Origin of the sequence: Mycolicibacter acidiphilus (genome assembly GCF_018455725.1) — a bacterium.
Classification (GTDB): Bacteria; Actinomycetota; Actinomycetes; order Mycobacteriales; family Mycobacteriaceae; genus Mycobacterium; species Mycobacterium acidiphilum.
Genome location: NZ_JAHCLR010000014.1, coordinates 1 through 25013, shown reverse-complemented (window position 1 = coordinate 25013; position 25013 = coordinate 1). Strand labels below are relative to the sequence as shown.

The 25013-nt window shown below is 70.6% G+C and carries 27 protein-coding genes and 1 tRNA gene; 18 read left to right on the top strand and 10 right to left on the bottom strand.

Annotation, left to right across the window (positions count from 1 at the left end):
- Positions 1 to 50: 50 nt before the first annotated feature.
- Positions 51 to 1778 carry an FhaA domain-containing protein gene (locus KIH27_RS09120; protein WP_214092622.1) on the bottom strand — a complete coding sequence of 576 codons (1728 nt, stop codon included), beginning with the start codon at positions 1776 to 1778 and terminating at the stop codon, positions 51 to 53.
- A 245-nt stretch (positions 1779 to 2023) separates the two neighbouring features.
- On the opposite strand from KIH27_RS09120, the gene KIH27_RS09115 reads away from it, so the two are divergent.
- Positions 2024 to 2106, top strand: a tRNA-Leu gene (locus tag KIH27_RS09115).
- Between the two features lie 92 nt (positions 2107 to 2198).
- Here the strand turns inward: KIH27_RS09115 and KIH27_RS09110 are convergent.
- Positions 2199 to 2615, bottom strand: coding sequence for a WhiB family transcriptional regulator (locus KIH27_RS09110; RefSeq protein WP_214092701.1), 417 nt, complete (start codon positions 2613 to 2615; stop codon positions 2199 to 2201).
- A 178-nt stretch (positions 2616 to 2793) separates the two neighbouring features.
- On the opposite strand from KIH27_RS09110, the gene KIH27_RS09105 reads away from it, so the two are divergent.
- The 5 genes from KIH27_RS09105 to KIH27_RS09085 all read left to right on the top strand — a co-directional run bounded on the left by KIH27_RS09105 (position 2794) and on the right by KIH27_RS09085 (position 6247).
- Positions 2794 to 3546, top strand: coding sequence for a helix-turn-helix domain-containing protein (locus KIH27_RS09105; RefSeq protein ID WP_214092621.1), 753 nt, complete (start codon positions 2794 to 2796; stop codon positions 3544 to 3546).
- Complete coding sequence (locus tag KIH27_RS09100) at positions 3546 to 4391, top strand: C40 family peptidase (RefSeq protein ID WP_214092620.1); 846 nt, start codon at positions 3546 to 3548, stop codon at positions 4389 to 4391. The genes KIH27_RS09105 and KIH27_RS09100 overlap by 1 nt, the downstream gene beginning before the upstream one ends.
- Positions 4392 to 4458: 67 nt before the next feature.
- Positions 4459 to 5613, top strand: coding sequence for a DUF4226 domain-containing protein (locus tag KIH27_RS09095; RefSeq protein ID WP_214092619.1), 1155 nt, complete (start codon positions 4459 to 4461; stop codon positions 5611 to 5613).
- 5 nt (positions 5614 to 5618) lie between these two features.
- Entirely contained in the window at positions 5619 to 5933 is a 315-nt protein-coding gene (locus KIH27_RS09090; protein WP_214092618.1) for a type VII secretion target, read from the top strand.
- Positions 5933 to 6247 (top strand): DUF2694 family protein, encoded by a 315-nt coding sequence (locus KIH27_RS09085; RefSeq protein WP_214092617.1) that lies wholly within the window; start codon positions 5933 to 5935, stop codon positions 6245 to 6247. The genes KIH27_RS09090 and KIH27_RS09085 overlap by 1 nt, the downstream gene beginning before the upstream one ends.
- Here KIH27_RS09085 and KIH27_RS09080 read toward each other — a convergent pair.
- Positions 6244 to 6411, bottom strand: a complete 168-nt coding sequence (locus KIH27_RS09080; RefSeq protein WP_214092708.1) for a hypothetical protein — start codon at positions 6409 to 6411, stop codon at positions 6244 to 6246. The genes KIH27_RS09085 and KIH27_RS09080 overlap by 4 nt on opposite strands.
- 98 nt (positions 6412 to 6509) lie before the next feature.
- Between KIH27_RS09080 and KIH27_RS09075 the strand changes: the two genes are divergently transcribed.
- From KIH27_RS09075 to KIH27_RS09065, 3 genes are all read left to right on the top strand, one after another.
- Entirely contained in the window at positions 6510 to 7709 is a 1200-nt protein-coding gene (locus KIH27_RS09075; protein WP_214092616.1) for a DUF5631 domain-containing protein, read from the top strand.
- A gap of 66 nt (positions 7710 to 7775) precedes the next feature.
- On the top strand, positions 7776 to 8090 hold the full coding sequence (locus KIH27_RS09070; protein ID WP_214092615.1) for a DUF2710 family protein: 315 nt from the start codon (positions 7776 to 7778) through the stop codon (positions 8088 to 8090).
- 83 nt (positions 8091 to 8173) lie between these two features.
- Positions 8174 to 9184, top strand: a complete 1011-nt coding sequence (locus KIH27_RS09065) for a glycoside hydrolase family 6 protein (RefSeq protein WP_372451333.1) — start codon at positions 8174 to 8176, stop codon at positions 9182 to 9184.
- A 5-nt stretch (positions 9185 to 9189) separates the two neighbouring features.
- On the opposite strand, the gene KIH27_RS09060 is transcribed toward KIH27_RS09065, so the two are convergent.
- Both KIH27_RS09060 and KIH27_RS09055 read right to left on the bottom strand, forming a co-directional pair.
- Positions 9190 to 10182, bottom strand: coding sequence for an isopenicillin N synthase family dioxygenase (locus KIH27_RS09060; RefSeq protein ID WP_214092613.1), 993 nt, complete (start codon positions 10180 to 10182; stop codon positions 9190 to 9192).
- Positions 10183 to 10201: 19 nt separating this feature from the next.
- Positions 10202 to 11269: a class I SAM-dependent methyltransferase gene (locus KIH27_RS09055; protein ID WP_307856826.1), complete on the bottom strand. Its 1068-nt coding sequence runs from the start codon at positions 11267 to 11269 to the stop codon at positions 10202 to 10204.
- Positions 11270 to 11398: 129 nt separating this feature from the next.
- On the opposite strand from KIH27_RS09055, the gene KIH27_RS09050 reads away from it, so the two are divergent.
- A complete protein-coding gene (locus KIH27_RS09050) occupies positions 11399 to 12028 on the top strand; it encodes a GntR family transcriptional regulator (RefSeq protein WP_214092611.1) in 630 nt (209 codons plus the stop codon).
- 72 nt (positions 12029 to 12100) lie between these two features.
- Here KIH27_RS09050 and KIH27_RS09045 read toward each other — a convergent pair whose 3' ends face one another.
- Positions 12101 to 12877: an SDR family NAD(P)-dependent oxidoreductase gene (locus KIH27_RS09045; protein ID WP_214092610.1), complete on the bottom strand. Its 777-nt coding sequence runs from the start codon at positions 12875 to 12877 to the stop codon at positions 12101 to 12103.
- A 90-nt stretch (positions 12878 to 12967) separates the two neighbouring features.
- Here KIH27_RS09045 and KIH27_RS09040 point away from each other — a divergent pair, with 90 nt between their 5' ends.
- Together KIH27_RS09040 and KIH27_RS09035 are read left to right on the top strand one after the other, a co-directional pair.
- Positions 12968 to 13465, top strand: a complete 498-nt coding sequence (locus KIH27_RS09040; RefSeq protein WP_214092700.1) for an SRPBCC family protein — start codon at positions 12968 to 12970, stop codon at positions 13463 to 13465.
- Positions 13466 to 13532: 67 nt separating this feature from the next.
- Positions 13533 to 14162 carry a hypothetical protein gene (locus KIH27_RS09035; RefSeq protein ID WP_214092609.1) on the top strand — a complete coding sequence of 210 codons (630 nt, stop codon included), beginning with the start codon at positions 13533 to 13535 and terminating at the stop codon, positions 14160 to 14162.
- Between the two features lies 1 nt (position 14163).
- Here KIH27_RS09035 and KIH27_RS09030 read toward each other — a convergent pair whose 3' ends face one another.
- Positions 14164 to 17103 carry an MMPL/RND family transporter gene (locus tag KIH27_RS09030; protein WP_214092608.1) on the bottom strand — a complete coding sequence of 980 codons (2940 nt, stop codon included), beginning with the start codon at positions 17101 to 17103 and terminating at the stop codon, positions 14164 to 14166.
- Positions 17100 to 17546 (bottom strand): MmpS family transport accessory protein, encoded by a 447-nt coding sequence (locus KIH27_RS09025; RefSeq protein ID WP_250149827.1) that lies wholly within the window; start codon positions 17544 to 17546, stop codon positions 17100 to 17102. The genes KIH27_RS09030 and KIH27_RS09025 overlap by 4 nt, the downstream gene beginning before the upstream one ends.
- 122 nt (positions 17547 to 17668) lie before the next feature.
- Between KIH27_RS09025 and KIH27_RS09020 the strand changes: the two genes are divergently transcribed.
- The 5 genes from KIH27_RS09020 to KIH27_RS09000 all read left to right on the top strand — a co-directional run bounded on the left by KIH27_RS09020 (position 17669) and on the right by KIH27_RS09000 (position 22966).
- Positions 17669 to 18307 carry a TetR/AcrR family transcriptional regulator gene (locus KIH27_RS09020; protein WP_307856825.1) on the top strand — a complete coding sequence of 213 codons (639 nt, stop codon included), beginning with the start codon at positions 17669 to 17671 and terminating at the stop codon, positions 18305 to 18307.
- Between the two features lie 130 nt (positions 18308 to 18437).
- Positions 18438 to 19670: a PPE family protein gene (locus KIH27_RS09015; protein ID WP_214092607.1), complete on the top strand. Its 1233-nt coding sequence runs from the start codon at positions 18438 to 18440 to the stop codon at positions 19668 to 19670.
- A gap of 12 nt (positions 19671 to 19682) precedes the next feature.
- Positions 19683 to 21083 carry a PPE family protein gene (locus tag KIH27_RS09010; RefSeq protein WP_214092697.1) on the top strand — a complete coding sequence of 467 codons (1401 nt, stop codon included), beginning with the start codon at positions 19683 to 19685 and terminating at the stop codon, positions 21081 to 21083.
- Between the two features lie 47 nt (positions 21084 to 21130).
- The gene (locus tag KIH27_RS09005) at positions 21131 to 21472 is read left to right on the top strand and encodes a DUF732 domain-containing protein (protein WP_214092606.1); all 342 of its coding nucleotides are present in this window, start codon (positions 21131 to 21133) and stop codon (positions 21470 to 21472) included.
- A 96-nt stretch (positions 21473 to 21568) separates the two neighbouring features.
- Positions 21569 to 22966, top strand: a complete 1398-nt coding sequence (locus KIH27_RS09000; protein WP_214092605.1) for a PE-PPE domain-containing protein — start codon at positions 21569 to 21571, stop codon at positions 22964 to 22966.
- A 12-nt stretch (positions 22967 to 22978) separates the two neighbouring features.
- On the opposite strand, the gene KIH27_RS08995 is transcribed toward KIH27_RS09000, so the two are convergent.
- Positions 22979 to 23431 carry an Rv1352/Rv1906c domain-containing protein gene (locus KIH27_RS08995; protein ID WP_214092604.1) on the bottom strand — a complete coding sequence of 151 codons (453 nt, stop codon included), beginning with the start codon at positions 23429 to 23431 and terminating at the stop codon, positions 22979 to 22981.
- Positions 23432 to 23460: 29 nt separating this feature from the next.
- Positions 23461 to 24102 carry a class I SAM-dependent methyltransferase gene (locus KIH27_RS08990; RefSeq protein WP_214092603.1) on the bottom strand — a complete coding sequence of 214 codons (642 nt, stop codon included), beginning with the start codon at positions 24100 to 24102 and terminating at the stop codon, positions 23461 to 23463.
- 39 nt (positions 24103 to 24141) lie between these two features.
- Between KIH27_RS08990 and KIH27_RS08985 the strand changes: the two genes are divergently transcribed.
- The gene (locus tag KIH27_RS08985) at positions 24142 to 24975 is read left to right on the top strand and encodes a rhomboid family intramembrane serine protease (protein ID WP_307856823.1); all 834 of its coding nucleotides are present in this window, start codon (positions 24142 to 24144) and stop codon (positions 24973 to 24975) included.
- Positions 24976 to 25013: the final 38 nt, after the last annotated feature.

The following is a 25013-nucleotide window of genomic DNA, read 5'->3' as shown; positions in this document are numbered from 1 at the left end:
CGTAGGACAAAGCGGCCTGCCTTCGACGGCGGCGGATTATTCGGCGGGCCTCAGTGCACCCGGACGATGATCTCGGAGTGGCCCACCCGGATGACGTCGCCGTCGGCCAACTGCCACTCCTGAACCGGTGCGTTGTTGACGGTGGTGCCGTTCGTGGAGTTGAGGTCGGAGAGCAGGGCCACCCGGCCGTCCCAGCGGATCTCCAAGTGGCGCCGGGAAACCCCGGTGTCCGGCAGCCGGAACTGGGCGTCCTGGCCGCGGCCGATCACGTTCGTGCCGGTCTGCAGCTGGTAGGTGCGGCCGCTGCCGTCGTCGAGCTGCAGGGTGACCGCCGCCGGCGCCGAGTAGCCGCGCTGGCCGTAGCCGCCGTCATAGCCGCCGGCCGCGGGCGGCTGGCCGTAGTCGTAGCTGCCACCGCCGCCGCCCTGCGCGTCGGGGTAGCGGTAGTCCTGCTGCCCACCCTGCTGGTTGTAGTCCTGCTGGTTGTAGTCCTGCTGGCCGTAGTCGGGCTGGCCGTAGTCGGGCTGGCCGTAATCCTGCTGGCCACCGGCCTGGCCGTAATCCTGCTGGCCACCGAACTGGCCGTAATCCTGCTGGCCACCGGCCTGGCCGTAATCCTGCTGGCCACCGAACTGGCCGTAATCCTGCTGGCCACCGGCCTGGCCGTAATCCTGCTGGCCACCGAACTGGCCGTAATCCTGCTGGCCACCGGCCTGGCCGTAATCCTGCTGGCCAGCGGCCTGGCCGTAGTCGGGCTGGCTGCTGGGCTGGTTGTAGTCCTGCCGGCCGTAGGCCGAACCGCCCTGGTCGGGGTACGACGGGCCGCCCTGATCCGGGTAGCCGTAGTCGTCGTGCCGCGGGGCGGGTCGGTCCGACGGGCGGTCCGACGGACGGTCATAGTCGCCGCCGTGGTCGCCGTAACCGGGCTGAGCGCCGCCGCCCGGGCCGTATCCGGGGGCCGGCTGCTGGGCGGGGTAGCCCTGGTCGTAACCGCCGGGCGCGCCGTAGCCGCTCGGTGGGCGCTGCTCGTAGGACTGGTTGTAGCCGCCGCCCTGGGGCGGGTAACCGCCCTGTTCGGGCCGCCGCGGCGGTGCGCCGTAACCGCCCTGCCCCTGATCGGGGTAGCCACCGCCCTGCCCCTGGTCGGGGTAGCCGCCGCGCGGGTCCGGCGAGAACGGGTCCGGCTCCGGCGGGTAGGGACCCCGGGGCTCCTGGCTCCGCGGGTCGTCCTGCCGTCCGTAGCGCGCGTCGTAGTAGTCGTCGGCGGGTCGGTCCTGCCCGTGGGCGCCGGGGTAGCTCGGGTTGTCGGTCATCGGTGGTACTCCTGGTTCTGCGGTGGCCGCATGCTCGGGTCGGGGCGGGATGGAATCACTGCTCGGCGGGTGGGTGCCGGCGTCGGGGTTGACGGCTCCCCGGGCTCGAACCTGACCGGTGCGCAGACTCTCCGCCTGCACGAACCGGACAACTACATCACCATACGTTTGCCACCCCTGTTCGCCGATGTATCCGGCCAAATGCCGAGCGAAGGCATCCGCCGTCAAATCCTGGTCGGCGCTCACGTTCTCGTAGTCATCGGTAGCGAGGGTAATGACGTAGTCGTTGGGCGCCAAAAGCTGATTGCCGGCCACCGCCCGGACCTCGGCGGCCGCTTCGCGGCGCAATGCGGCCTCCACTTCCTCGGGCAGCACCTCCCCGCCGAAGACTCGGGCGAAGGCATCCTCAACGGCGGATTCGAGCTTGCGCTCGATGCGCTGAACCAGCCTGCGCTGGCTGTCCATCACCTGCCCGCCTCACTCGCCGCTTGAATCTCCTGGTCGGTGGACGTCGCTGCGGCGTGTCGATCAGCTGCATCCGCCTCAAGCATGGTACCGACGCGGTGCGGCAGGTCGGCACCCTTCTTCGGCAGAGAATCGGATAAGACCAGGTCACGAAGGGGTCACGGGCCCCGGCGGGCAGTTCGGCCCGGTTCGGGACCGGGTGTGCGGGGGTGCCTCGGAGCCGTGATAGTCTCCCTCAGTCGCTCGGGCGAGTGGCGGAATGGCAGACGCGCTGGCTTCAGGTGCCAGTGTCCTTCGGGACGTGGGGGTTCAAGTCCCCCTTCGCCCACCGCGTGCGGTTCACTGCGAACCGCCGGCATCAAGGTCACGGCCTCGAAAGAGGTCGTGACCTTTGTGTTTGGTGGGGTGTGCGGCAGTCGGTCAGGCCGCCGAGGACGGCACCACCCGCGCGGTCGGCACATGGAACACGGTGGCCCTGGTCACGACCCGGTCGGACTCGTGGCGGGCCAGCAGCTCCTGGTTCTCGGGCAGTTCCCGCGGATTGACCGCGCCGGTGGCGATCGCGCGCAGCACCTCGTGGGCGCGGGCCAGCTCCGCGCGCTTGCGGTACTGCCCGCCGGGCAGCTTGATCCCCGCCCACACGCCGTACTCCTCGCCGCGTTCCAGTGCGAGCGCAGCGCAGCGCCGCTGCTGCCCCAGCGGGCAGCGACGCAGACAGATCAGCCGCGCCGCCGCCGAGGACTCCGCATCGGCGCGTGCCTTGGCGGCCCCGTCGGCGCCGTAGTCGTCGGGATAGCCGAAGAACAGCTCCGGGTCGGTGGCGCAGGGGGTGGGTATCGCGGGAATGTGCATGACCGGGGCCTCCTCGAACGAACAGAATCAACAACGTAGAAGGAAACGTATACAGATGATTCCGTAGATCACAAGAGAACCGGGATAAATACATATATGAAACTAACTACGCTTCCTCGCGGTCCCACGCTGTGTAGTATTCGGATATGGCTGGGGCGCAACGGTGAGCCGCGAGTCGGCGGGTGCGGCGATCCGGGCGCTGCGTGAGGCACGAGACTGGTCGCTGGCCGATCTCGCCGCGCAGACCGGGGTCAGCATCATGGGTTTGAGCTACCTCGAGCGCGGTGCCCGCAAACCGCACAAAGGCACAGTACAAAAGGTTGAGAACGGTCTCGGGCTGCCGCCGGGCAGCTATGCGCGACTGCTGGCCGCCGAGGACGCCGAAGCCGAACTCGCGCAGTTGCTCAGCGTCCCGCCATCCCCGGCGCGAGCCGACGGCGCCGTCGTCGTCGACCGGCACAGCGACACCGAGGTGCTGGAGGGCTATGCGGAAGCCCAGCTCGAAGCCCTGCGTTCGGTGATAGCCCGTCTGCCACCGGAAGCATCAGACGAATATGAGACGTATATTCTTTCCGTGGTCACTCAGTGCGTGAAGGCCGAGATGCTGGCGGCCAGTTCCTGGCGGGTCGCGGTCAACGCGGGCGCCGATCACGCCGACCGGCTGATGACGCACCTGAAAGCCCTGGAGGCCACCCGGACCGCCCTGCTGCAGCGCCTGCCCGCCAGTTTGAGCACCCGATTCGACCGGGTGTGCGCCCGCTCGACGCTGCCCGAACCGGTGATCGCCGCCCTGGTGGGCGTCACCGCCGAGGAGATGTGGGACATCCGCAACCGGGGGATCATCCCGCCGGGTGCGCTGGCCCGCGTGCGCGCGTTCGCCGACGCGGGCGGGACGGCCGACCCGGGGGAGCGCTGATGGACGCCGCGGAGGTGGAACTGCTCAGCCGTGCGCACCGCCTGTTCGCGGCCGACCCGCAGCCGGTGTCGCTGACGGCGGACGCGGACCACCACGCCGCACTGCTGCAGCGGATCGCCGAACGGGACGACGGTCTCGGCGGCGCGCTGGGGGAGCGCTATCGCGCTGCCGTGCTGGCCCACCGGGCGCGGCTGCTCACCGCGGCGCAGACCGACGCTGTCGCCGGCGCCGTACTGGCCCGCGCCACCGCCGACCACTCGCAGGCCCGCCGGCAGACGGCCGCCGTCGTGCACGCCGCGCGGGCCGACACCGCCCGCATCACTCCGGACACCCCGCTGGCCCACCGGGAGGCGCTGCGCCGCCGGGCGGCCCGGCTGCGAACCCAGCGCGGGCACGTGCTGACGGCCCGGCGCCGGGCGCTGGCGCACCGCGCCCGGCTGCTCGGGCTGCACTACCGGACCGGGCATCGCCGGGCGGTTAGCCCGGATCACCTGCCTCCCAACAACACTCGCGCCGGACTGGCGGTGCGCGCCGCGCTGTCCCGGTTGGGCCGGCCCTACGTCTGGGGGGCGACCGGGCCGGACCGGTTCGACTGCTCCGGCCTGACCCAGTGGGCCTACGCGCAGGCCGGCGTGCACCTGGATCGCACCACCTACAGCCAGATCCACGACGGAGTCGCGGTGTCGCCGGCGCACATCCGGCCGGGTGACCTGGTCTTCCCCAGCACCGGGCACGTCCAGTTGGCGATCGGGAACAACCAGGTGATCGAGGCGCCGCACGCCGGCGCAGCGGTGCGGATCAGCCCGCTCGGCGCCCAGGTGGCGATCCGCCGCCCGGTGCCCTGACCGCTTCGTCCACAGCCGGCCCGCGGGTGAATTGTCGACCCGGTGCGACGCCGATAGGGTCCCGCGCATGAACCCCCGGGTGCGCGAATCACAGCCTGAGCCAACGGTGTTGGGGTGTGACCAATCGGCGGGCTGCACGGCACAGGCCATTCGGGACACCGAAGCGCACCTGGCACAGCGACTCTGCGCCAGCGCGGAACTCGATCGGCAACTCGTCGACACGCTGCTGCTCGCGCAGCTGACCACGGTCCGCGGCCGGGCGCGGCTGGACCACCTGGAAGCCGACATCGTCGCCGCCGCCCGAACCTGGGACCTGAGCACCCCGGTGGGGGAGCGGGAGTTCCAGCGGTTTCTCACCGCCAGACTCGGCGACGTCATCGACGTGGTCGAGGACGCCGACGGTGACGCCGCCGCCAAGCGGACCCTGGTCGCGGCCCTGACCGCCCTGTACCGCGCCCCGGCTGACCCCGGCGAACGCGCGGAACCGGCCCCGCCGCCCGGCGAGCCGGATCCCGACGGGGATCTCGCGGACGCCTACCTCGACGAGCCACCCGAAGACCCGCTGCCGCCCGGCCCGGCGCCGGCGCCGTGGCGGGGCACACCCGCCATGCCCGAGCTGTCCGGCATGCCCGGATTCGGCGGTGAGCTGCCCGGCCTTGGCGGGCTGCCCGCCGCCGGGATGTCCGGTCTGCCGCTGGGGCTGCTGTCGGGGCTGCACCGCGGCGACACCCCAGCCGAGGACGGGCCCGCCCCCGAGGATCCGCCGGCGGATCCGCCGGCCGGGGACGGCGCTGGAGCGGCGGCCGCACCGGACGCCGCCGGCCCCGTCGAGGTGCGGCTGCCGGACGGGACGACCACCAGCGTCGCCGACCCGAAACTGGCCGCGGCCATGCAGGCGGTCGCCGACGGCACGCCGGTGGCCGAGGCGTTCGCCCACCAGGGCATCGACATCCCGCCGCCCGGCACGACGGTCAGCGCCCCGGTCGACCCGACCCGGTTGCGCCCCGGTGACCTCGGGGTGTTCACCGACCGGCATGCGCTGGCCGTCGGTGATGGCAGGGCGCTGCTCGACGGCCAGTTCCAGGACGTGGCGAACCTGCGCGGGCCCGGATTCCTGGGCTGGCTGCACCCGCGGGGATCGGCCTTCGGTACGGCCCCGGATCAGGTGGAGCCACCGGAGCCGACCCGCCCGGCGACCGGCACCGCGCGGTCGGGGAGGTAGCGGAGATGCCCGAGCGGATTCACATCGATCCGGGCGCTCTGGCGCGCGCCGCCGGACAGCATGCCCAGACCTCGGATCACCTGGCGGCTGTCCCCGCCGCCCACCCGCAGATCGAGGCGAGTCTGCGGTCCCTCGGACCGGTGTACGGCGACCTCCTGGCGGCGGCGGGTCCACTGCTCGAAGCGCGCCGGCGGTGCTATCAGGAGCAGGCCGCGGCGCATTCCGAACTCGCCGACAACCTGTACCTGACGGTGGCCACCTGGGACGACCACGAGCAGGACGTCACCGCCGCCCACCGCCGACTCACCGGCGGCGTGTGATGACCGAGCCGCTGCCGGAGTTCGACGCGACCCATCCCGGCGGTGCCGTCGTCTTCCGGTCCTGCCGCGGTGGCTGCCTGCACAGCGTGTCGCTGACCGCGGCGGCGATGAGCGCCGATGCCGCCGCGTTGGCGCAGGCGATCATCCTGGCGGCCGACGTGTCATTCCTCAAGGCGGCGTTGCAGATTCGCCGCGAGATCGTGTCCGCGGGGCACACCCCGTCCGCGGCCCTGCCGACCGTCGACGACCTTCGGGTGGCCGCTGGACGGCTGGCGGAGCATCACCTGCACCGCGGCCGACGCACCGCCGGTTAGACGACGCGCCGCGCTGCGGCACCGATATCCGGGCCGATGCGATCCGGTGGCCGGATCGGGTTGTCCCCGAACAATCTTCGCGCCCGACCCAGCAGCAGGAGCACCTCGCTCAACTGGGCGGCGACCGCGTCGCCCACCCGGCCCGAAGACCTCATCTCGGCCATGCCGGCACGCTACCCAGCCGTCGCGGCGGCCACAATTCACCCCGGCCCGCACGGGCGACAATATCGGCTGTGACCGGCGGCGACGGTACGCTGACGCGGTGGCAATCTTCGGTCGGCGGTCGGCGCGCCAACGCCTCCGCAGCGCCGCCCGGGAATCGTTGGCGATCCCCGCCTTCAGCGGCCCCGTCGACTGCAGCGCCTGGGTGCTCAACGGGCTGTGGCCGGCCGAGTTGGCGACGGTCACCGCCGAGACGGCGCCCCTGGCCCATTACCTGAATGCGGATCTGCAGCGGATCGCCGCCTCGACTAACGACAAGCTGGCGGCGATCAGCCGGGCCGGTCTGGTCGGCCCGGCCCGGCAGGCGGCCGAGGCTCGGGTCATCAACGTCGCGCGGGCGTTCGCCGTGCTGCGGGTGGAGTCGACCGTTCGGCAGCTGCACCGGGAATCCCTGGAGCTGCGCGCCGAATACTTCAGCCTGACCGCCACGCCACCGGTCCCGGCCCCCGACCGTGGCCCCGACGAACCGGATCCGGGCCATTCCGAAACACACCGGCACCGGCGTTTCGAATCCACCGGCGGCGTCGTGATCGACGAGACCGGCAGCGTGCAGCACACACCGGACACCGTCGCGGGCGGACCCGTCCGCACCGAGCCGGTGGCCGAATCCGAGGACCGGCGGCTGCAGCGGCTGCTGGCGTTCGTGGCCCGACAGCAGCCGGGCCTGCGCTGGGCGATCGGCAGCGGCGCCGGCCGGATCCTGCTGGTCACCGATCTCGCCGAGGGCTGGATTCCGCCGGGTGTCGTGCTGCCGGCCGAGGTGCGGCTGCTGGAGCCCGGCCGGCGAACCGGCGACGCGACCGCCCTGCTGGGCAGCGTCGTCACCGGGGCGTCCTACATCCCCGGCGACCGGCTGGCCCCGGCGGCCGACTTCGGCCCAACCCCGACCTCCGTCGCGCCCCGCGAGCTGCCGCCCGTCGACGACCTGGGCTGGCAGCTGGCCGAGGCCACGCATTGGCGAGACGACCTGCCGCGGATGACGAACACCCTGGCCAAGGCGGGGGCCGCCGGCACCGGGGTCGTCGACGCGGAGATGGACCTGCTGCGGGTGCACCTGGACACGGCCCGCTACCAGCTGCTGGCGCAGTACCCGCACGCCGACGGCGCGCTGCTGCTGAACTGCATGCTGCTGGCGGCCACCGAGGCGATCGCGACCGGTGACCGGGTCGCGGCCAACTACCATTTCAGCTGGTTCCAGGCGCTCAGCGCACCCGGTCCCAGCCGCTGGGATCCGGCCTAGCTACCACCGCCGGTCGTGCGGTGCGGGTGAATTGACGCTGTTCACAGCGGCTCACATACTGGGCACATGTCGGGGCCGGATCACCGGGCGGAGACGAGTGACAAAGACCTCGTCGACGCGGTGCTGCGGGACCTGCGGGAAGCCGCCGAGAAGTGGGAAGCGCTGGTGGCCGAGGCTCAGAGCGTGACCTACAGCGTGGACCTCGGCGACGTCCGGGTGGTCGCCGACGCCGACGGCCGGCTGGTCGAACTGGCGTTGCATCCTTGCGTGGTAAGCGATTACACGCACGACGAGTTGAGTGACCGGCTTAACACGGCGTTCGCTGCGCTGCGCGACGAGGTTCGGTCCGACTTCGCCGAACTCTGCGGCGAACCCGGCTGAGTCCCCGGTCGGCCCGCTCGGTTCGGTGGGTGGCCGTCCGGGCGGGACTTGGCATTGGCGGCTCGCGGCATTAGTTTCCAGTGGTGATGTTCTCAGGTATCGGTTTGGTAACGAGGTTGGCAGCCCCCCTGATGACCGCCGCGGCGGTGGTCGGAGCCGCTGCCCTCGGCCCGGCACAGGTGGTCACCGCCCCGGCGCTGCGGCTGGTCAACGACGACAACCCGCTGGCCGGCCGGCCGTTCTACGTCGACCCGATCTCGGCGGCGATGCGCGCCGCCAGCGCCCAGCCGGACAACGCCCAGCTCGCCCACGTCGCCAACACACCGCAGGCGTACTGGCTCGACCAGGCGTTCGGGCCTGGCTCGGTGAGCGCCACGGTGGCGCGGCACACCGGCGCAGCCGCCGCGGCCGGCGCCACGCCGGTGCTGGTGCTCTACGCCATCCCGCACCGCGACTGCGGCAGCTACGCCGCCGGCGGGTTCTCGTCCGGTGCGTCGTACCGGGCCTGGGTCGACGGTGTCGCCGAGGGCATCGGCGGCAACCCGGCGGCGATCGTCTTGGAGCCCGACGCCCTGGCGATGGCCGACTGCCTGTCTGGGGATGCCCGGCAGGAACGCTTCGACCTGATCAACTACGCCGTCGACACCCTGGGCCGCAATCCGGCCACCGCGGTCTACGTCGACGCCGGGCACTCGCGCTGGGTCAGCGCCGAGGAGATGGCCAACCGGCTCAACCAGGCCGGCGTCGGCCGCGCCCGCGGCTTCAGCCTCAACTCCACGAACTACTTCACCACCGACGAGGAGACCGGCTACGGCGAGGCGATCTCGGGGATGACCGGTGGCAAGCACTACGTCATCGACACCTCCCGCAACGGCGCCGGCCCGGCCGAGGGCGACCCGTACGGCTGGTGCAACCCGGCCGGCCGGGCCCTGGGTACCCCCCCGACCACCGACACCGCCGGCGGGCACGCCGACGCCTACCTGTGGGTCAAGCGGGTGGGGGAGTCCGACGGCAGCTGCGGCTCGGGTGAACCGGCCGCCGGGCACTTCGTCAGCCAGTACGCGATCGACCTGGCCCGCAACGCCGGCCGGTAGGGCCGTCAGGCCGACCGCTGCGGGTCGGGCTCCGCGTCGTGCCACCGGGCGAACACGTCCGGGTGGGCGCGGCGCTTGGCCTTCCACATGTTCGCACCGTAGGTGCTGTGCAACTGATTGCTCGCGTCGTGACTGATCGGGCGGGTCCGGGCGGCCAGGTCGGGCGGCAGCTCAAGAGTGGGAACCACGCCGTCCAGCGCCGGGCCGAAGAAGTAGGGGATCGAGACGCGCGACTCGCCGCCCGTCGGGGTCAGCACCCGGTGCGGAGTGGCGCGCAAATAACCACGGGTCGAAACCTCAAGCAGCTCACCGATGTTCACTGTGAAAGCGTCCGCCATGGGCGGCGCGTCCAGCCACTGCCCGTCGAGTGACTGCACCTGTAGGCCGCCCGAGTCGGGCTCCAGGCAGAGCAGTGTCAGCACGCCGGGGTCCTTGTGCGCGCCGACGCCCTGGTCGTCGGCCGAACCGGCGGGACGCGGCGGGTAGTGGATCAGCTTCATCAACGATGCGGGTTCGGCGCCGAAGGCAGCGTCGAAGATGTCCGGCGGCGAGCCGAGGGATTCTGCCCAGCGCCGCAACAACTCCCGCGCGACTCGGTCCATCTCGTCGTGAAACTCACCGATCAGTCCGGCCAGCGCGGGCAGGGCCCGCGGCCATTGATTGGGTCCGCGCAGCCATTGCGCACCGGTGGCGCCGGGGACGGCGTCGGACTCCGGGCCGAAGTCGATCTGCTCGCGCCAGTCCACTTCGCCGTTGGTCAGTTCACCGCCGACCTGTGAGTAGCCGCGGAAGTGCGGGCTGCGGTCGAGTCCGATCGCCAGCTTGTCTTCGGTTGGCAGGGCGAAGAACTCGCGTGCCACGCCGTGCAGTGCACTGGTCAGTTCCGGTGCGATGCCGTGCCCGACGAGGTAGAAGAATCCGGCGGTGTGGGTGATCTCCCGCAGTCGGAGGCGTTCGTCGGTGGAATCGAGTCGGTCGAAATTCACGACGGGAAGCAAAGGTGCGCCGCCTTCCCGGTCAGTTCTTGGTGGCGAGGTAGTAGTAGTTCGACGGATCCTCATCGATCTCGGTGCAGCGCACCTCGGTGAAGCCCGCGTCGGCCAGCATCGACATGGCGCGCTGACGGCCCCACATCGTGCCCAGGCCGGCGCCGTCGAACGCCAGTGAGACCGGCATGCAGTGCATCAGCGATACCGTGAACCGGTAGGTGTTGGTGGGGACGCCGACGTTGTCCTCCAGGTGGCTCGACGCCTTCGCATCGGCCATCAGCAGGACGCCGCCGGGGCGCAGGGATCGGTACATGTTGGCCAGCACCCGCGCCGGCTTCGCCTGATCGTGAATGGCGTCGAAAGCGGTGACCAGGTCATAGGCCGATGCCCGGTCGAACGTGGCGAGGTCGTGGCTTTCGAACGTCGCATTGGTCAGCCCGCGCTGGGCGGCTTCCCGTGTCGCCCGCCCAATGCCTTCGGCGGAGAAGTCCAGGCCGGTGAACCGGCTGGCCGGGAAGGCCTGCGCCAGCACGTTGATCGCGTGACCGCTGCCGCAGCCGAAATCGGCGACGTCGGCGCCGGCGCGCAGCCGCTCGGGCAACCCGTCGACCAGAGGCAGCGTGACATCGACCAGCGCGGTGTCGACCACCTCGCCGCTGCGCTCCGCCATCACGGTGTGGAAGCGGGGGTATTCGCTGTAGTCCAGCCCTCCGCCCCGGCGGAAACAGGTCAGCACCTTCTGCTCGACCTCGGCCAACAGCGGGATGTACTGCGCGATGCGCGCCAGGTTGGCCGATCCGGCGGCGCGCGTCAGCACCGCGGCGCGGTGTTCGGGGAGCAGGTAGGTGGCGGTCTCGGGGTCGTAGTCGACGACGCCGGCGACCGTCACACCGCCGAGCCATTCGCGGACGTAGCGCTCGTCGAGCCCGGCGGCCTCGGCGATCCGGGAGCTGGTGGCCGGCCCGGCCAGCCCGGCCATCGCGTCGAACACCCCGCTCTGATGTCCGATGCTGAGCAGCAGCGCGAGGCTGGCGGTGTCCAGCACGTCGGTGACCCGGGCGGCGAACGCCGCGGTGTCCTCTGCAGGTGTGGGCACCGCGCACCTCGTCTCGAATCGGACCGACACTCGACCCGTGAGCCGGCCCGGTCGGCTGGACGTCATCTAGGATACTAGCGGTATCCGATCGGGATGCGGCACAACGTGGGAGCCGGGCAGGAGGTTCGCATGGACGGCGCGACGGTCGACACGGCGCAGCGCGCTCACCGAATGATCCGGGCGAGCATTCTCAGCGGGGAATTCACCGCCGGTTCCATGCTCAGCGAGTCGGTGCTGGCCACGGCGATGTCGATGAGCCGGACCCCGGTGCGCAGCGCACTGAGCCGCCTGCAGGACGAGGGCCTGGTGCGGATCTACCCCAAGCGCGGTGCGCTGGTGCGCGAGTTGACCTCCGCCGAGATCCGGGAGTCCGCGCAGGTGCGGCACGCCTTCGAGTGCGCCGGTGTGCAGATCGGCGATCCCGACGCACGTCGAACGCTGGGGCGGCGCATGCTGAAAAACCTTGACAGCCAAGAGAAAGCGCTGCGGCGACGCGATTTCCCGGACTTCGCGACGCTGTCGATGCAGTTTCACCGGGGCTTCGTCGAGCTGACGAACAACACCGCGATGCTGGCCTTCTACGACAGGTTGCAGGATCACCAGTACCTGTCGATCATCCGGAACCCGACCGTCAGCCACGAACCGGACCTGGTGCTGGCGGAACACCGGAGCCTGCTCGATCACGCCGAGTCCGGCGACTGGATCGCATTCTCGACGCTGCTGCGCGAACACCAATCGCATGGACACGAAGCCCAGTAAGCGCCGGCAGCCGAAACGCGAAAGGCCCCCGCGAACCTGTCCGGTGCGGGGGCCTTCGCGTTGATCGGGAGATTACTTCGGGGGCATCCGGATGCCGCCGTCGACACGGACGACCTCGGCGTTCATGTAGGAGTTGGTGATCAGCTCGATCACCATCGAGGCCAGCTCGGCCGGCTGTCCGAGGCGCTTCGGGAACAGCACGGACTCGCCCAGCTTCGCCTTGAACGCCTCGGAGGCCTCGCCCTCGCCGTAGATCGGGGTGTCGATCAGGCCGGGGGCGACGGTGTTGACGCGGATGCCGACCGCCGACAGGTCCCGCGCGACCGGCAGGGTCAGGCCCACGACGCCGCCCTTGGACGACGAGTAGGCGGCCTGGCCGATCTGGCCGTCGAACGCCGCGACGGAGGTCATGTTGACGATCGCGCCGCGCTCACCGGTCTCGGTGGGCTCCTGGCGGCTCATCGCGGTGGCGGCGATGCGGATGCAGTCGAAGGTGCCGACCAGGTTGATGTCGAGCACCTTCTTGTACAGGTCCAGCTTGTGCGCCGACTCGTACTGGCCGTCCTTGCCGATCGTGCGCTGCGCCCAGCCGACACCGGCCGAGTTCACCAGCGCGCGCAGCGGCCCCAGCTTCACCGCGGTCTCGACCGCGTTGATGATCTGGTCGGTGTCGGTGACGTCGACGGAGACGAACACCCCGCCGATCTCCTTGGCGAGGGCCTCGCCTTTCTCCGCCTGCATGTCGGCGATGACGACCTTGGCGCCCTTGGCGGCCAACTGACGGGCGGTTGCCGCCCCGATTCCTGATGCGCCACCGGTGACGATCGCGCTAGCTCCGTTGAGTTCCACGCCGACAGACTACGTGGTACGCGTCATAGGAGCATGATGGCTGGGCCCTGTGCGCAGGACGATCCCTCGGAAAGGAACCCCATGCCCCGGATGCACCCCTGCGAGCCGGTCGACCTCGATTTCCTGGCGACCGCACCGCACCGGTTCGCCAACAGCGTCGACCTCGCCGTCACCCCCGACCAGGTGTTCGAGGTGCTGGCCGACGCCACGGCCTGGCCGCACTGGGCCACCGTCATCACGAACGTGACCTGGACCAGCCCGCAACCGCACGGCGTCGGCACCACCCGGCTGGTCGACATGCGCTTCGGCATCGTCGGCGACGAGGAGTTCCTGGCCTGGGAGCCGGGGCAGCGCATGGCGTTCCGGTTCACCGCGAGTTCCACCTCCGCCCTGGGCGCGTTCGCCGAGGACTACCGCATCGAGCCGGCCGCCACCGGCTGCCGGCTGACCTGGACGCTGGCCAACCGGCTGACCGGCCCGGCCCGGCTGTTCGCCCCGCTGAGCGCACCGGTGATGAACCTGGCGTTCCGCCGGTTCCTGGCCAACCTCCGCCGTTACACCGACGAACGGTTCGCGGTCGGTCGCTAGCCGGATACGGGCCGTCGATGACCGCTACTCGGTACTGTCGGCTGAGCGACCGGAAGGAGCTCCACCCATGACCGACACACCCGGTTCGGCGATATCGCGGCGGGCCTTCGTGCGCGGCGTCGCGCTGGCGGTCCCGACGCTGGGCGCGGTGGGTGTTGCGTTGGCCGCACCGCGGGCGCTGGCCGATCCGCAGGATCCGAACTCGTGCGGCGACCCGAACGAACTGATCAACGGCTGCGCGGTGCAGGTGCCGGAGCAGTTCACCTCGACCAGTTTCAGCACCACCGCCGTGGCCGGCGGCACCAACTACTCCGTCCTGTTCAGCACCCGCATCGACGCCGGGCCACTGGTGCCGGCGGCGGCCACCGGCTACCGGATCGACAGTGTCAGCCTGACCGGCACCACCCGGGAGGGCACCGGGTTCCTGGTCCGCCCGCACATCGGCGAGGGCGGTGCCCGCGGCCTGGGGGCGCACTCGGCGTCATCGCTGGGCTTCGTGGTGGACCATCCGTGGCGGGCCGGCCAGCTGGTCCGCGCGTTCGCCTACACCTTCGACGTGGTGTACCTCGACGGGCTGACCGAGATCCAGCGGTGCCCGTATGTGTCGGCGATGACGTTGCGGGACAACGGCATGGTGCTCGGCGGGGTCGGGTCGGTGACGTTCTCCCCGCCGCGGCTCACCTCCTGCACGGCCTGAGTCAGGCCGTCGGCGCCGCCGTCCCCGCCCCGAACGTGAAGATGGGTTCACGCTCGACCGGCGACGGTGAACCTGAGTTCACGCTCGGCGAGTTGGCGGGCGGAGCGGCTGGGGCCGGGCGCCGGTGCACGTTGATCGGCCACCAGAACCACCGGCCGAGCAGCGCCGCGATCGACGGGGTGATCAGGCTGCGGACGATGAACGTGTCGAACAGCAGACCCAGGCCGATCGTGGTGCCGATCTGGCCGACCGAGCGCAGGTCGCTGGCGAGCATCGCGATCATGGTGAACGCGAACACCATCCCCGCCGCGGTCACGACGCCGCCGGTGGCGCCCATCGCCCGGATCAACCCGGTGCGCAGCCCGGCGCGACGTCCTTCGAAGATCTCCTCTTTCATCCGGGAGACCACCAGCAGGTTGTAATCCGAGCCGACGGCCAGCAGCACGATCACGCTCATCGCGATCACCAGCCACTGCAGTTCGATGCCGAACACGTACTGCCACAGCAGAACTGACAGCCCGAACGAGGACGCCAGTGACAGCACCACCGTCCCGACGATCACGATCGAGGCCACCAGCGCCCGGGTGATCAGCAGCATCACGACGAAGATCAGGATGATCGCGGCGATCGCGGCGATCAGCAGGTCGTAGTGCGCCCCGATCTGAATGTCCTTGTAGGTGGCCGCGGTACCGCCCAGTGAGAACTTCGCCTTGGCCAGCGGGGTGCCCTTGACGGCCTCCTTGGCCGCGGACAGCTCGGCGTCGACGTGGCTGATGCCGTCCAGTGACGCCGGGTCGGTGTCGTGGGTGATGGTGAACCGGGCGGCGTGTCCGTCCGGCGACATCAGCAGCTCCATGCCGCGTTGGAAGTCGGGGCTGGAGAACGCCTCCGGCGGCAGGTAGAACATGTCGTCGTTCTTGGCGTCGTCGAAGACCTGACCCATCACCGCGGCGGTGTCGGTCATCTGCTCCAGCTGGTCGATCACCTGGCCGAAGGTGCTGTGCATGGTCAGCATCAGATCGCGCATGTTGGTGGCGATGGTCATCATCGGCGGAATCTGCTCGGCGATCTGCGGGGTGAGCCCGTCGACCCGGTCGATCTGATCGGCCAGCGCCTTGGTGTTCTCCGCCAGCTTGTCGAAGCCGTCGGTGGCGTCGAAGACCGACCGGAACGCATTGCAGACCCCGATGTTGAAGCAGTGCGGCTCCCAGTAGAAGTAGTTGCGCAGCGGCCGCACCTCGTCGTCGAAATCGGCGATGTGGTCACGAACCTCGGCCATCGTGGCCTGCATGTCGTGGGTGGCGTCGGCGGTGCCGTGGGTGGCGTCGGAGAGCTGCAGGGTGAGTCCGTGCAGGCGATCCAGCACCGTCACCATCGAGCCGAGCTGGTCGGCCATGGTCTGGGTGTCGTCCAGGCGCGCCTTCATGAACTGCAGGTTCTCCCGCAGCTGCACGCCCTGTGCGCTGATCTGGAACGGCACCGACCCGTGCTCCATCGGCGGGCCGAGCGGACGCGTGATGCTCTGCACCCGCGCGATGCCGGGCACCCGGAAGATGTTGCGGGCGATGCGGTCCAGCACCAGCATGTCCCGCGGGTTGCGCATGTCGTGGTCGACCTCGACCATCAGCATGTCCGGGTTCATCCGGGCCGTGGTGAAGTGCTGTTCGGCGGCGGCGTAGCCGACGTTCGACGGCACACTGGCCGGAATGTAGTGCCGGTTGTCGTAGTTGGCCCGGTAGCCCGGCAGCACCAGGACGCCGACGGCGGCGACGGCAGTCGCGGCGGCCAGGATCGGCAGCGGCCAGCGCACCACCGCGGTGCCGATCCGCCGCCAGCCGCCGGTCTTGGTGGCGGCCTTGGGGTCGAGCAGGCCGAACCGGCTGGCCACCACCAGCACGGCGGGGGCGAACGTCAGACCCATCACCAGGATCGTGAACATGCCCAGCGCGCACGGCACCGCCAGCGTGTTGAAGTAGTTCAGCCGGGTGAAGTGCAGGCAGAGCATCGCCCCGGCGATCGTCAGCCCGGAGCCGAGGATCACGTGGGTGACGCCGGCCAGCGTGATCGGGAACGCGGTGTCCCGGTCCTCGCCGGCGTTGCGGGCCTCGTGGTAACGCCCGATCAGGAAGATCCAGTAGTCGGTGCCGGCGGCGATCGCCAGCGCGGTGAGGATCGACACCACGAACGTGGAGATCGCGAAGACGTGGAAGTTGCCCAGCACAGCGATCAGCCCGCGGGCCATGCTCATCTCGGTGAGGACGACGGTCAGCCCGATCAGCGTGGTCACCCAGGACCGGTAGACCACCAGCAGCATGATCGCGATCACCACCAGGGTGACGCCGGTCATCTTCACCATCGAGGCGTCGCCGGACTCGTTGGTGTCGGCGACCACCGCCGCCTGCCCGGTCACGTAGGACCGCAGGCCCGCCGGCGGGTCCGAGTGCTCGACGATCTCGCGCACCGCGTCGACGGACTCGACCCCCTGAGCGGAGCCCTGCCCGCCGGCCAGGTGCACCTGCACGTAGGCGGCCCGGCCGTCCTCGCTCTGCGAACCGGCGGAGGTGACGCGGTCACCCCAGAAGTCCTGCACGTGCTGCACGTGCTCGGTGTCGGCCTGCAGCGTCGTCACCAGCCGGTCGTAGTACCGGCGGGCCTCGCCGTCGGGGCCGCCGAGTTCGCCGTCGCCCTCCAGCACGATCATCAGCACGGAATCGGAGTCGAACTCGCCGAACGTCTCCCCGATGTGCTTCATCGCGATCACCGACGGGGCGTCCTGCGGGGACAGCGAGACCGCGTTGTGGGCGCCGACGATCTCCAGCTGCGGCACCAGGATGTTGGTGGCGGCGGTGGCGGCCAGCCAGAACAGGATGATCGGGATCGCGGCCGCGCGGATCAGCCGGGGGAACAGGGCCGGCTTCTCGCCGGAGCGGTGGGTGCTCATGCGGCTTTCACCACGCAGAAGGCGGCCGCGTCGTGCCCGGTGCCCTGCTGCTGGACGCGCAGGTCGCCGTTGACCGTGATCCGGCAGCCGATCTCGTGGCTGTCGCCCTGCGCGACGATGTTCGCGAACACGCTGGGCACGGTCGTGGTCAGGGTCAGGGTCCACGGCAGGCTGGTGAACTGCGCCTCCCGCGACTCGGCGCGCTCGTCGACGTAGCTGACCATGCCGGTGGTGCCTTCCGGTCCGTACACCTCGTAGGTGACGTACTTGGGCACGGTGGACACGATCTCGCCACCGCCGGCCGGCGCCGACGCCAGCGGATCGGCGCCGAAGATCCCGTGGAATCGGTAGATGACCAGCGTCCCGACCGCGGCGACCGGGACGATCACCAGCACGATCCACAGCCCCCGGACCACGCTGCGCAGTTTTGTCAGAGCGTTCATGACCGCTAACCTTACGACCATAAGGAAACACATGTAAAGTTACGTTGCCTCAGGTCACACTCGACCGGCCGATGTTGCCCGAGGCGCAGGTCGAATCAACTTACGGTCGTTAGGATGACGTCGTGCCCAGTCCAACCCGTCGGCGCAATCTGCGCGGCCACGGCGCATTGCTGCGCGACGAGATCCTGTCCGCAGCCGTCCGGGTCATCGATCAGGCCGACACCGAGGCAGAGGTCTCCCTGCGGCGGATCGCCCGGGAGGCCGGCATCGCCGCACCCTCGGTGTACGCGCACTTCGACGATCGCGACCGGGTGCTGGAGGCGGTCGCCGAGTCCAGTTGGGTGCAGGTCTCCCAGGAGATCGCCGAGCAGGTCCAATCGGCGAGCGATCCCCGGCAGCGGCTGCTGATCGGCTGCCGGGTCTACGTGGCGTTCGCCCAGCGGCATCCGCTGCGCTACGCGTTGATGACGCAGGCCTCGCACACGCCGCCGGCGGCCCGGCAGGCGCTCGACGTGGTGACGCGGGGTTTGCTGGCCTGCCGGGTCGGGATCGCACCGCTCCCCGCGGAGAGCCTCGATGCCCCGGCCGATGCTGTCTCCGCGCGTATCGCCGCGGCCCTGTCGGTGGCGCTGCACGGGGTGGCCATGCTGCACCGGACCGACGCCCCGAACCTCTGGCTCAGCGATTTCAGCACCGACCAGGTGATCCAGACGATGGTCGACGCGGCGATCCTGCAGTTGGCAAACCCCGAGCCGACGTGATCCGACCCGACAGCTGACTCCCGTAACACTCACAGGTTGCGTACAAGAACCTTCCAGCCGCCGATTGTAAGTTGCCTCATGGCCACCGGTGTGGCCGTCGCAGCCACGCCCGAGCCGGAGGTCGAAGCCCATGGATTACGGAGCGCTGCCGCCGGAGGTGAATTCGGGGCGGATGTACGCCGGCGCGGGGCCGGGGCCGATGCTCGCCGCCGCGGCGGCGTGGAACGGGCTGGCCGCCGAACTGCACTCCGCGGCCGCCGCGTACGGGGCGGTGCTCTCCGATCTGACCGCCGGCTGGCACGGACCGTCGGCCGAGGCGATGGCCGCCGCGGCCATGCCCTACGTGGAGTGGATGAGTTCCACCGCCGCGCAGATCGAGCAGGCGGGCGCGCAGGCGGCGGCCGCCGCTGCGGCCTACGAGGCGGCGTTCGCCGGGCACGTGCCACCGCCGGTGGTCGCGGCCAACCGCAGCCTGCTGCTGACGCTGATCGCGACGAACCTGCTGGGCCAGAACACCCCGGCGATCGCCACCACCGAGGCGCACTACGCCGAGATGTGGGCGCAGGACGCGGCCGCGATGTACGGCTATGCGGGCTCGTCCTCGTCGGCGACCCGGCTCAGTGTGTTCGGCAGGCCCCCGAAGACGTCGGGCCTGGTCGGGTCGGCGTCGCGTGCGGCCGGTTCGGCCGCCGAGACGACGAACGCCTCCGGCAAGGTGACGCAGGCGCTGTCGGTGGTGCCGAACATGCTGCGCAACGTCGCCGGTTCGGCGAAGTCGATGCTCGACGGCGTGAACGGCGGGCTGTCGGACGTCTCGGGGATGCTCGGGAACCTGGGCGGGGCGTACTCGCCGTTCGGGTCGATCGCCAACGTCGGCACCGGCTGGCTGACGGCCATGCAGATCCTGGCCTACGCCCAGAACGTGCCGGGCGTGGTGAGCATGCTCAGCGGCGCCCCGCCGATCACCGGTGCGCTGGGGCCGCTGTCCGGCGGGTTCATCTCCTACCAGGCCCCGCTGGCGGCCGGCGCGGCGAGTTCGGCGAGCACGGTGTCGGCGGTCACCGGGCAGTCCAGCCTCATCGGGTCGCTGTCGGTGCCGAGCGCGTGGTCGGCCAACGCCCCGGCGGTGAAGCTGCTGTCGACGTCGCTGCCGGCCAACGCGGCCACCACGACGATCACCCTGGAGTCTTCCGGCGGGATGTTCAACGAAATGGCGCTGTCGTCGCTGGCCGGGCGTGCGGTCGGCGGCACCACCGTGCGCACGGTGGCCGGCGGTGGTGGTTCCCGGGTGATCGGCAGGGCGCCCGACACCGAACAGCTGACGACGGCCACCATCCTGGTGATCCCGGTGCCCGAGGACTGAGGAGGCGACGTGCTGGATTTCGGAACAGTGCCCCCGGAGATCGTCTCGGGGCGGATCTACGCCGGACCCGGTGCGGAGTCGATGGTCGCCGCCGCCACCGCCTGGGAGTCACTGGCAGCAGAGCTGTCCGCCGCGGCGAGTGCCTACGGCGCGGTCGTGACGGGGTTGACCGATGACGGCTGGGCGGGCCCGTCGTCGGCGGCGATGGCGGCTGCGGCGACGCCGTTCGTGACGTGGATGGGAAACGCGGCCGTCGCGGCCAAACAGGCGTCGGTGCAGGCCGCCACGGCGGCGAGCGCGTTCGAGGCGGCGCTGGCGGCGGTGGTGCCACCGCCGGTGATCGCCGCCAACCGCAGCCTGCGCGCATCGCTGGTGGCGTCGAACGTGTTCGGGCAGCACATCGCGGCGATCGCCGCCGCCGACGCGCAGTATCTGCAGATGTGGGCGCAGGACGCCGCCGCGATGTACGGCTACGCTGCCGCCTCGGCGGCCGCCACCCGGCTCGCCGCGTTCAGCGCCCCGCCGCAGACCACCAACCCGGCCGGGCAGGCGGCCTCGGCCGCCGCGGCCGGCAACGCCACCGCCACCACGGCCGGCAGCAGCGTCCAGTCGATGGTCCCGCAACTGCTGCAGGCTCTCGGGCTGGGTGGGGCGCAGTCGGCCGGCGTCGCCGGTGCCGGCACGGCCGGGTCGTCGTCGATCGGAGACGGGCTGGCGGCGCTCTACACCAACCTGTTCGGCACCGTCGCGAACGTGGTGAAGTTCGACGGCATCGGCAATGCGGCGATGAGCGTGCCGAACTTCGGCATGGTCGAGTTCAAGACGTTCTTCAAGCCGCTGTCGCTGTTGCCCGACATCCCCAAGTCCGCACTCGGCGCCGGCCTCGGCGGTGCCGGGATGAACTCGCTGGGCGCCGGTCTCGGGCTGACCGGGCCGACGTCGGCGAACGCCGGCGGACTGATCCGCGCCGTCACCGCGGACGTGGGCACCGCCCCATCGGTCGGCGCACTGTCGGTGCCGCAGGGCTGGGCCACCACCACCCCGGCGATCCGGTTGGCCGCCACCTCGCTGCCGGCCGCCACCGGCGCAGCGCCGCTGGCCGGTATCGGTGAGGGCCTGCTCAGCCCCGCGGCGCTGGGCAGTCTGACCGGCGGTGCGCTGGGCAGCCCGGGATCGCGGCTGATCAACGGCGCCAGCGTGCGCGGCGGTGCGGGTCGGGGCCGCGAGGCGCCGGTGCAGCTGGACAAGGTCATCGCCCAGCTGCAGCAGCAGAAGGACAGCGTCCAGCACTGGCAGATCGACGAGGCCGGCCTCGACGACCTCCTCGAGGAGCTCGCCAAGAAGCCCGGCTTCCACGCCGTGCACCTGAAGAAGGGCGCCAAGGGCGAACCGGCCGCGTCGAAATCCGGCTGACGCAGCCCGTCGACCGGCGATACCATCTGCAACCGGAGGTGCAACCGATGAAGTTTCTGCTGTCCCTGCTGGGGATCTCAGTGGTCGGTTTGGCGCCGCACGCCCACGCCGATCCTGCCGTCGACGAGCAGGCGGGCGTCGACACCACCGTCGTGCAGGACGGCGTCTTCCTACAATCCCTGCGGGCCGCGGGGATCTCCTACAGCGACCCCGCGCAGGCCGTCACGGCCGGCCGGACGCTGTGCAACCTGGCCGACCGGGGCGAGCCGGGCCTGGAACTGATCGCCGACCTCAAGGCCAACAACCCCGGTTTCACCACCGACGGCGCCGCCCAGTTCGCGGCGATCGCGGCGAACACGTACTGCAACCACCACCTGACCAAGAAATAACGTTCACAGCTGATTGACAGTCGTACTTATTTGGGACTCAGGCTGCTCAACCGTACGATTCAGGAGTTCCCCGCTTCTGGTCGATGAGGATGAGTCATGTCTAGCGCCCTGCGCCCCTACGTCACTGCCGGCATCACCCTGGTCGGAGCCGGCCTGGTCGCCGTCACCCCGGCCACGGCGGCGGCGCCCGACCTGCAGCTGCGGGCCGTGCAGCTCACCTCCGGCGAGGATGTCGGCCTGATCGTCGGCGGCACCGGCACCCCGATCCCCGGCCAGGCCTACATCGACGGCGCCGACGCCTACATCCAGCGCATCCTGCCCGGCGCCACCCCGCAGGGCGTGTTCACCCCGGAGGGCGGCTCACCGATCTACACCGGCGTCAAGAGCCTCACCTTCGACCAGTCGTTCGCGCAGGGCACCACGATCCTGACCCACGACATCGAACAGCAGGTTCAGGCCGGCAACACCGTGGCGGTCTTCGGGGAGTCGCAGAGCTCCACCATCTCCGGCATGGTAATGCCGAACCTGGAGAAGGACGGCGTCCCCGCCGACGCCGTCAAGTTCGTGCTGGTCGGTGACCCGTCCAACCCCGACGGCGGTCTGCTGGAGCGGTTCGCGGGGCTGAGCTTGCCGAGCTTGGGCATCACATTCAGCGGCGCCACCCCGGCGGACAGCATCTACGACACCACGATCTACACCCAGGAGTACGACGGCTTCGCCGACTTCCCGAAGTACACGCTGAACTTCCTCGCCGACCTCAACGCCTTCCTCGGCATCGAGTACATCCACCCCACCTACCGCGACCTCACCGCCGACCAGGTCAACAACGCGATCCAGCTGGACCCCACCGAGGGTTACGACGGACACACCACCTACTACATGATCCCGCTGAGCGACACCGACAGCCAGATCCTGCCGCTGCTGCGGCCGTTCGAGAACATCCCGGGCATCGGCAAGCCGCTCACCGACCTGCTCAACCCGGTGCTGACCCAGATCGTCAACCTGGGCTACGACAACCCGGACAACAACGGCTGGGATGTTGGCCAGCCCAACGTGGCCACCCAGTTCGGGCTCTTCCCGTCCAGCGAGCAGCTGATGACCGCGCTGCACAACATGGGCCCGGCGCTGCAGCAGGGGTTCGCGGCCTTCACCAACGACCTGGAGCACCCGGTCACCACCGCGGTGACCGACGGCGGCACCGCCGCGGCGACCGACCCGGCGTCGTTCACCGACGTGATCAACGGGCTGACCGCGGCGTTCTCCCAGGCGTACTCGACGACGCTGCCGTTCGCCGACATCGCCACCGCGCTCGGGGTGAGCATGCCGGCCTACGACGCGACGCTGTTCGCCGACCACCTGTCCGACCCGCTCAGTGCGCTGGGGCTGCCGCTCGCGGCCGACACCGGCCTGATCACGCTCGCGGCCGGCATCGGGGTGATGGTGCTGCAGCAGACCGCCAGCGCGATCTCCGCCGACCTGTCCGGGCTGTTCTGAGCCCGGCGCCGGTCAGTGCCCGCCGGCGGCCGGCGGCGGCTGCGGCGGGAGAAGCGGAATACCCTTCAGCACATCCGGCAGGCCCAGCACCGGCTGCTGCGCGGGAGCGCAGGTCGGCGGGCAGTCGGTGAGCTGCCAGGGCTGGCAGCGGGTGGTCCGGAACGCCGTGTCGGTCGGCTCGATGCGGACGACCTGCGCCTTCTTGCTCATGTTGTTGTCGAGCATCTGGTCGCCCTGCACGCGCTTCCAGTAGCAGACGTTGCCCTCCGTCGGGCCCGGGGTGCTGTAGGTGCCCGGGAGGATGTCGGTGCCCACCGCATAGGTGCCGTCGTGATCGATGACGGTCTTCGGGCCCGGCGGGGGCGTGGGTGGGGGAGTCGGGTCGGCGGCCGCAGCGCCGACGCCCGACCAGCACGCGGCGACGAGCAGCGCCGACGCCGTCGCGGCGAGTCTCCTCGGTCTCATACCGCGCCAGGATAGGCCAGCGGGGCAGCCTACGGCTTGATACCGACCGTGAGCAGGTCGGACACCACCAGGGTCCAGGCCGGCCGCGCCACCCGGTGCTGGTCGCGGACGTCGAACCCGGCATCGGTGAACATCGCCCGGATCTCCTCCGGCCGCGGCTGGTGCGCGGGCGCCCAGCGGCCGCCGAACAGCCGGCTCATCGGCAGCGGATGCCGCGGGCTCAGCGCGGTGACGGCCGCCATCCCGCCCGGCGCGAGCACCCGGTAGAACTCGCGGACCGCGGCCGGCTGGTCGAAGAAGTGGAACGCCGAACTGGTCACCACCGCATCCAGGGCGCCGTCGTCGAACGGCAGCTGCTCGGCCGGGCCGGTCAGCCAGTGCACCCGCGACGACCGGGCCTTGGCCTCGTTGAGCATCCCGGCGGACATGTCCACGCCGTACACCGTCCCCGGCTGCAGCTCCCGCTCGATGCGGTCGGCCAGAATCCCGGTGCCGCACGCGATGTCGGCGACCCGGGCCGGCTGGTGCGCGCGCAGCTGGGCGATCAGCTCGTCCTGGGCCGGGCGGTACACCCAGTGCTGCAGGAACGCCGCGTCATAGGCTGGTGCGGCCCAGCTCCAGAACCGGGTGACCAGTTCGTTGAGCCCTCTGCGCGGCGGTGAAGTCGTCATGGAGTGAAACCTACCGGTGAACGATGGGAAGGTGTAGCGGTGACCTATCCGATCCAGCAGCCGTCGGCCGCGCCTCCCACCTGCTACCGGCATCCCGACCGCGCCACCCAGCTGCGGTGCACCCGGTGCGACCGCCACATCTGCCCGGACTGCATGCGCAGCGCCGCCGTCGGGCAGCAGTGTCCGGACTGCGCCACCGCCGACGCCGGTGCGGGAAGCCGGCCCCGCGCGGCGGTCGGTCGCGGGCTGGCGGCGCTGCCGGTGGTCAGCTACGGCCTGATCGCGCTCAACGTGCTGCTGTTCATCGCGCAGAACGCCTCGCGCGACGTCGAATCCGCGCTGGTGCTGTGGTCGCCGGCGGTCGCCGACGGCCAGTTCTACCGCCTGTTCACCTCGGCGTTCCTGCACTACGGCCCGATGCACCTGCTGTTCAACATGTGGGCGCTGTACGTGGTCGGTCCCGCCCTGGAGGGCTTCCTCGGCCGGTGGCGGTTCAGCGCGCTGTACCTGCTGAGCGCGCTCGGCGGGTCGGTCACCGTGTACCTGCTGGCGCCGCTGGACACCGCCACCGCCGGCGCATCCGGGGCCATCTTCGGGCTGTTCGGCGCGACCGCGGTGGTGGCCCGGCGGCTGCGGATGGACACCGGCTGGGTGGTCGGCGTGATCGTCATCAACCTGATCTTCACGTTCAGCGTCCCGGGCATCAGCTGGCAGGGACACCTCGGCGGGCTGATCGTCGGCACGCTGGTCACGCTGGGATACCTCGGTGGCGCCGGGCACCGCCGCACCCAGATCCAGGTCGTCGCCGGTGTTGCGACCCTGGTGCTGTTCGCGGTCCTGATCTGGTGGCGCACCACGGAATTGGTCGCCTGACCCGGCGGTTAGCGAGCCTCGACGAAGGAGAGGCGAAG

Coding starts and splice junctions, on each gene's coding strand:
- KIH27_RS09120 (WP_214092622.1), bottom strand. CDS start 1,778: ATGGACAGCCAGCGCAGGCTGGTTCAGCGCATCGAGCGCAAGCTCGAA.
- KIH27_RS09100 (WP_214092620.1), top strand. CDS start 3,546: ATGGACGCCGCGGAGGTGGAACTGCTCAGCCGTGCGCACCGCCTGTTC.
- KIH27_RS09095 (WP_214092619.1), top strand. CDS start 4,459: ATGAACCCCCGGGTGCGCGAATCACAGCCTGAGCCAACGGTGTTGGGG.
- KIH27_RS09090 (WP_214092618.1), top strand. CDS start 5,619: ATGCCCGAGCGGATTCACATCGATCCGGGCGCTCTGGCGCGCGCCGCC.
- KIH27_RS09085 (WP_214092617.1), top strand. CDS start 5,933: ATGACCGAGCCGCTGCCGGAGTTCGACGCGACCCATCCCGGCGGTGCC.
- KIH27_RS09080 (WP_214092708.1), bottom strand. CDS start 6,411: ATGGCCGAGATGAGGTCTTCGGGCCGGGTGGGCGACGCGGTCGCCGCC.
- KIH27_RS09070 (WP_214092615.1), top strand. CDS start 7,776: ATGTCGGGGCCGGATCACCGGGCGGAGACGAGTGACAAAGACCTCGTC.
- KIH27_RS09050 (WP_214092611.1), top strand. CDS start 11,399: ATGGACGGCGCGACGGTCGACACGGCGCAGCGCGCTCACCGAATGATC.
- KIH27_RS09040 (WP_214092700.1), top strand. CDS start 12,968: ATGCACCCCTGCGAGCCGGTCGACCTCGATTTCCTGGCGACCGCACCG.
- KIH27_RS09035 (WP_214092609.1), top strand. CDS start 13,533: ATGACCGACACACCCGGTTCGGCGATATCGCGGCGGGCCTTCGTGCGC.
- KIH27_RS09030 (WP_214092608.1), bottom strand. CDS start 17,103: ATGAGCACCCACCGCTCCGGCGAGAAGCCGGCCCTGTTCCCCCGGCTG.
- KIH27_RS09025 (WP_250149827.1), bottom strand. CDS start 17,546: ATGAACGCTCTGACAAAACTGCGCAGCGTGGTCCGGGGGCTGTGGATC.
- KIH27_RS09015 (WP_214092607.1), top strand. CDS start 18,438: ATGGATTACGGAGCGCTGCCGCCGGAGGTGAATTCGGGGCGGATGTAC.
- KIH27_RS09005 (WP_214092606.1), top strand. CDS start 21,131: ATGAAGTTTCTGCTGTCCCTGCTGGGGATCTCAGTGGTCGGTTTGGCG.
- KIH27_RS09000 (WP_214092605.1), top strand. CDS start 21,569: ATGTCTAGCGCCCTGCGCCCCTACGTCACTGCCGGCATCACCCTGGTC.
- KIH27_RS08995 (WP_214092604.1), bottom strand. CDS start 23,431: ATGAGACCGAGGAGACTCGCCGCGACGGCGTCGGCGCTGCTCGTCGCC.
- KIH27_RS08990 (WP_214092603.1), bottom strand. CDS start 24,102: ATGACGACTTCACCGCCGCGCAGAGGGCTCAACGAACTGGTCACCCGG.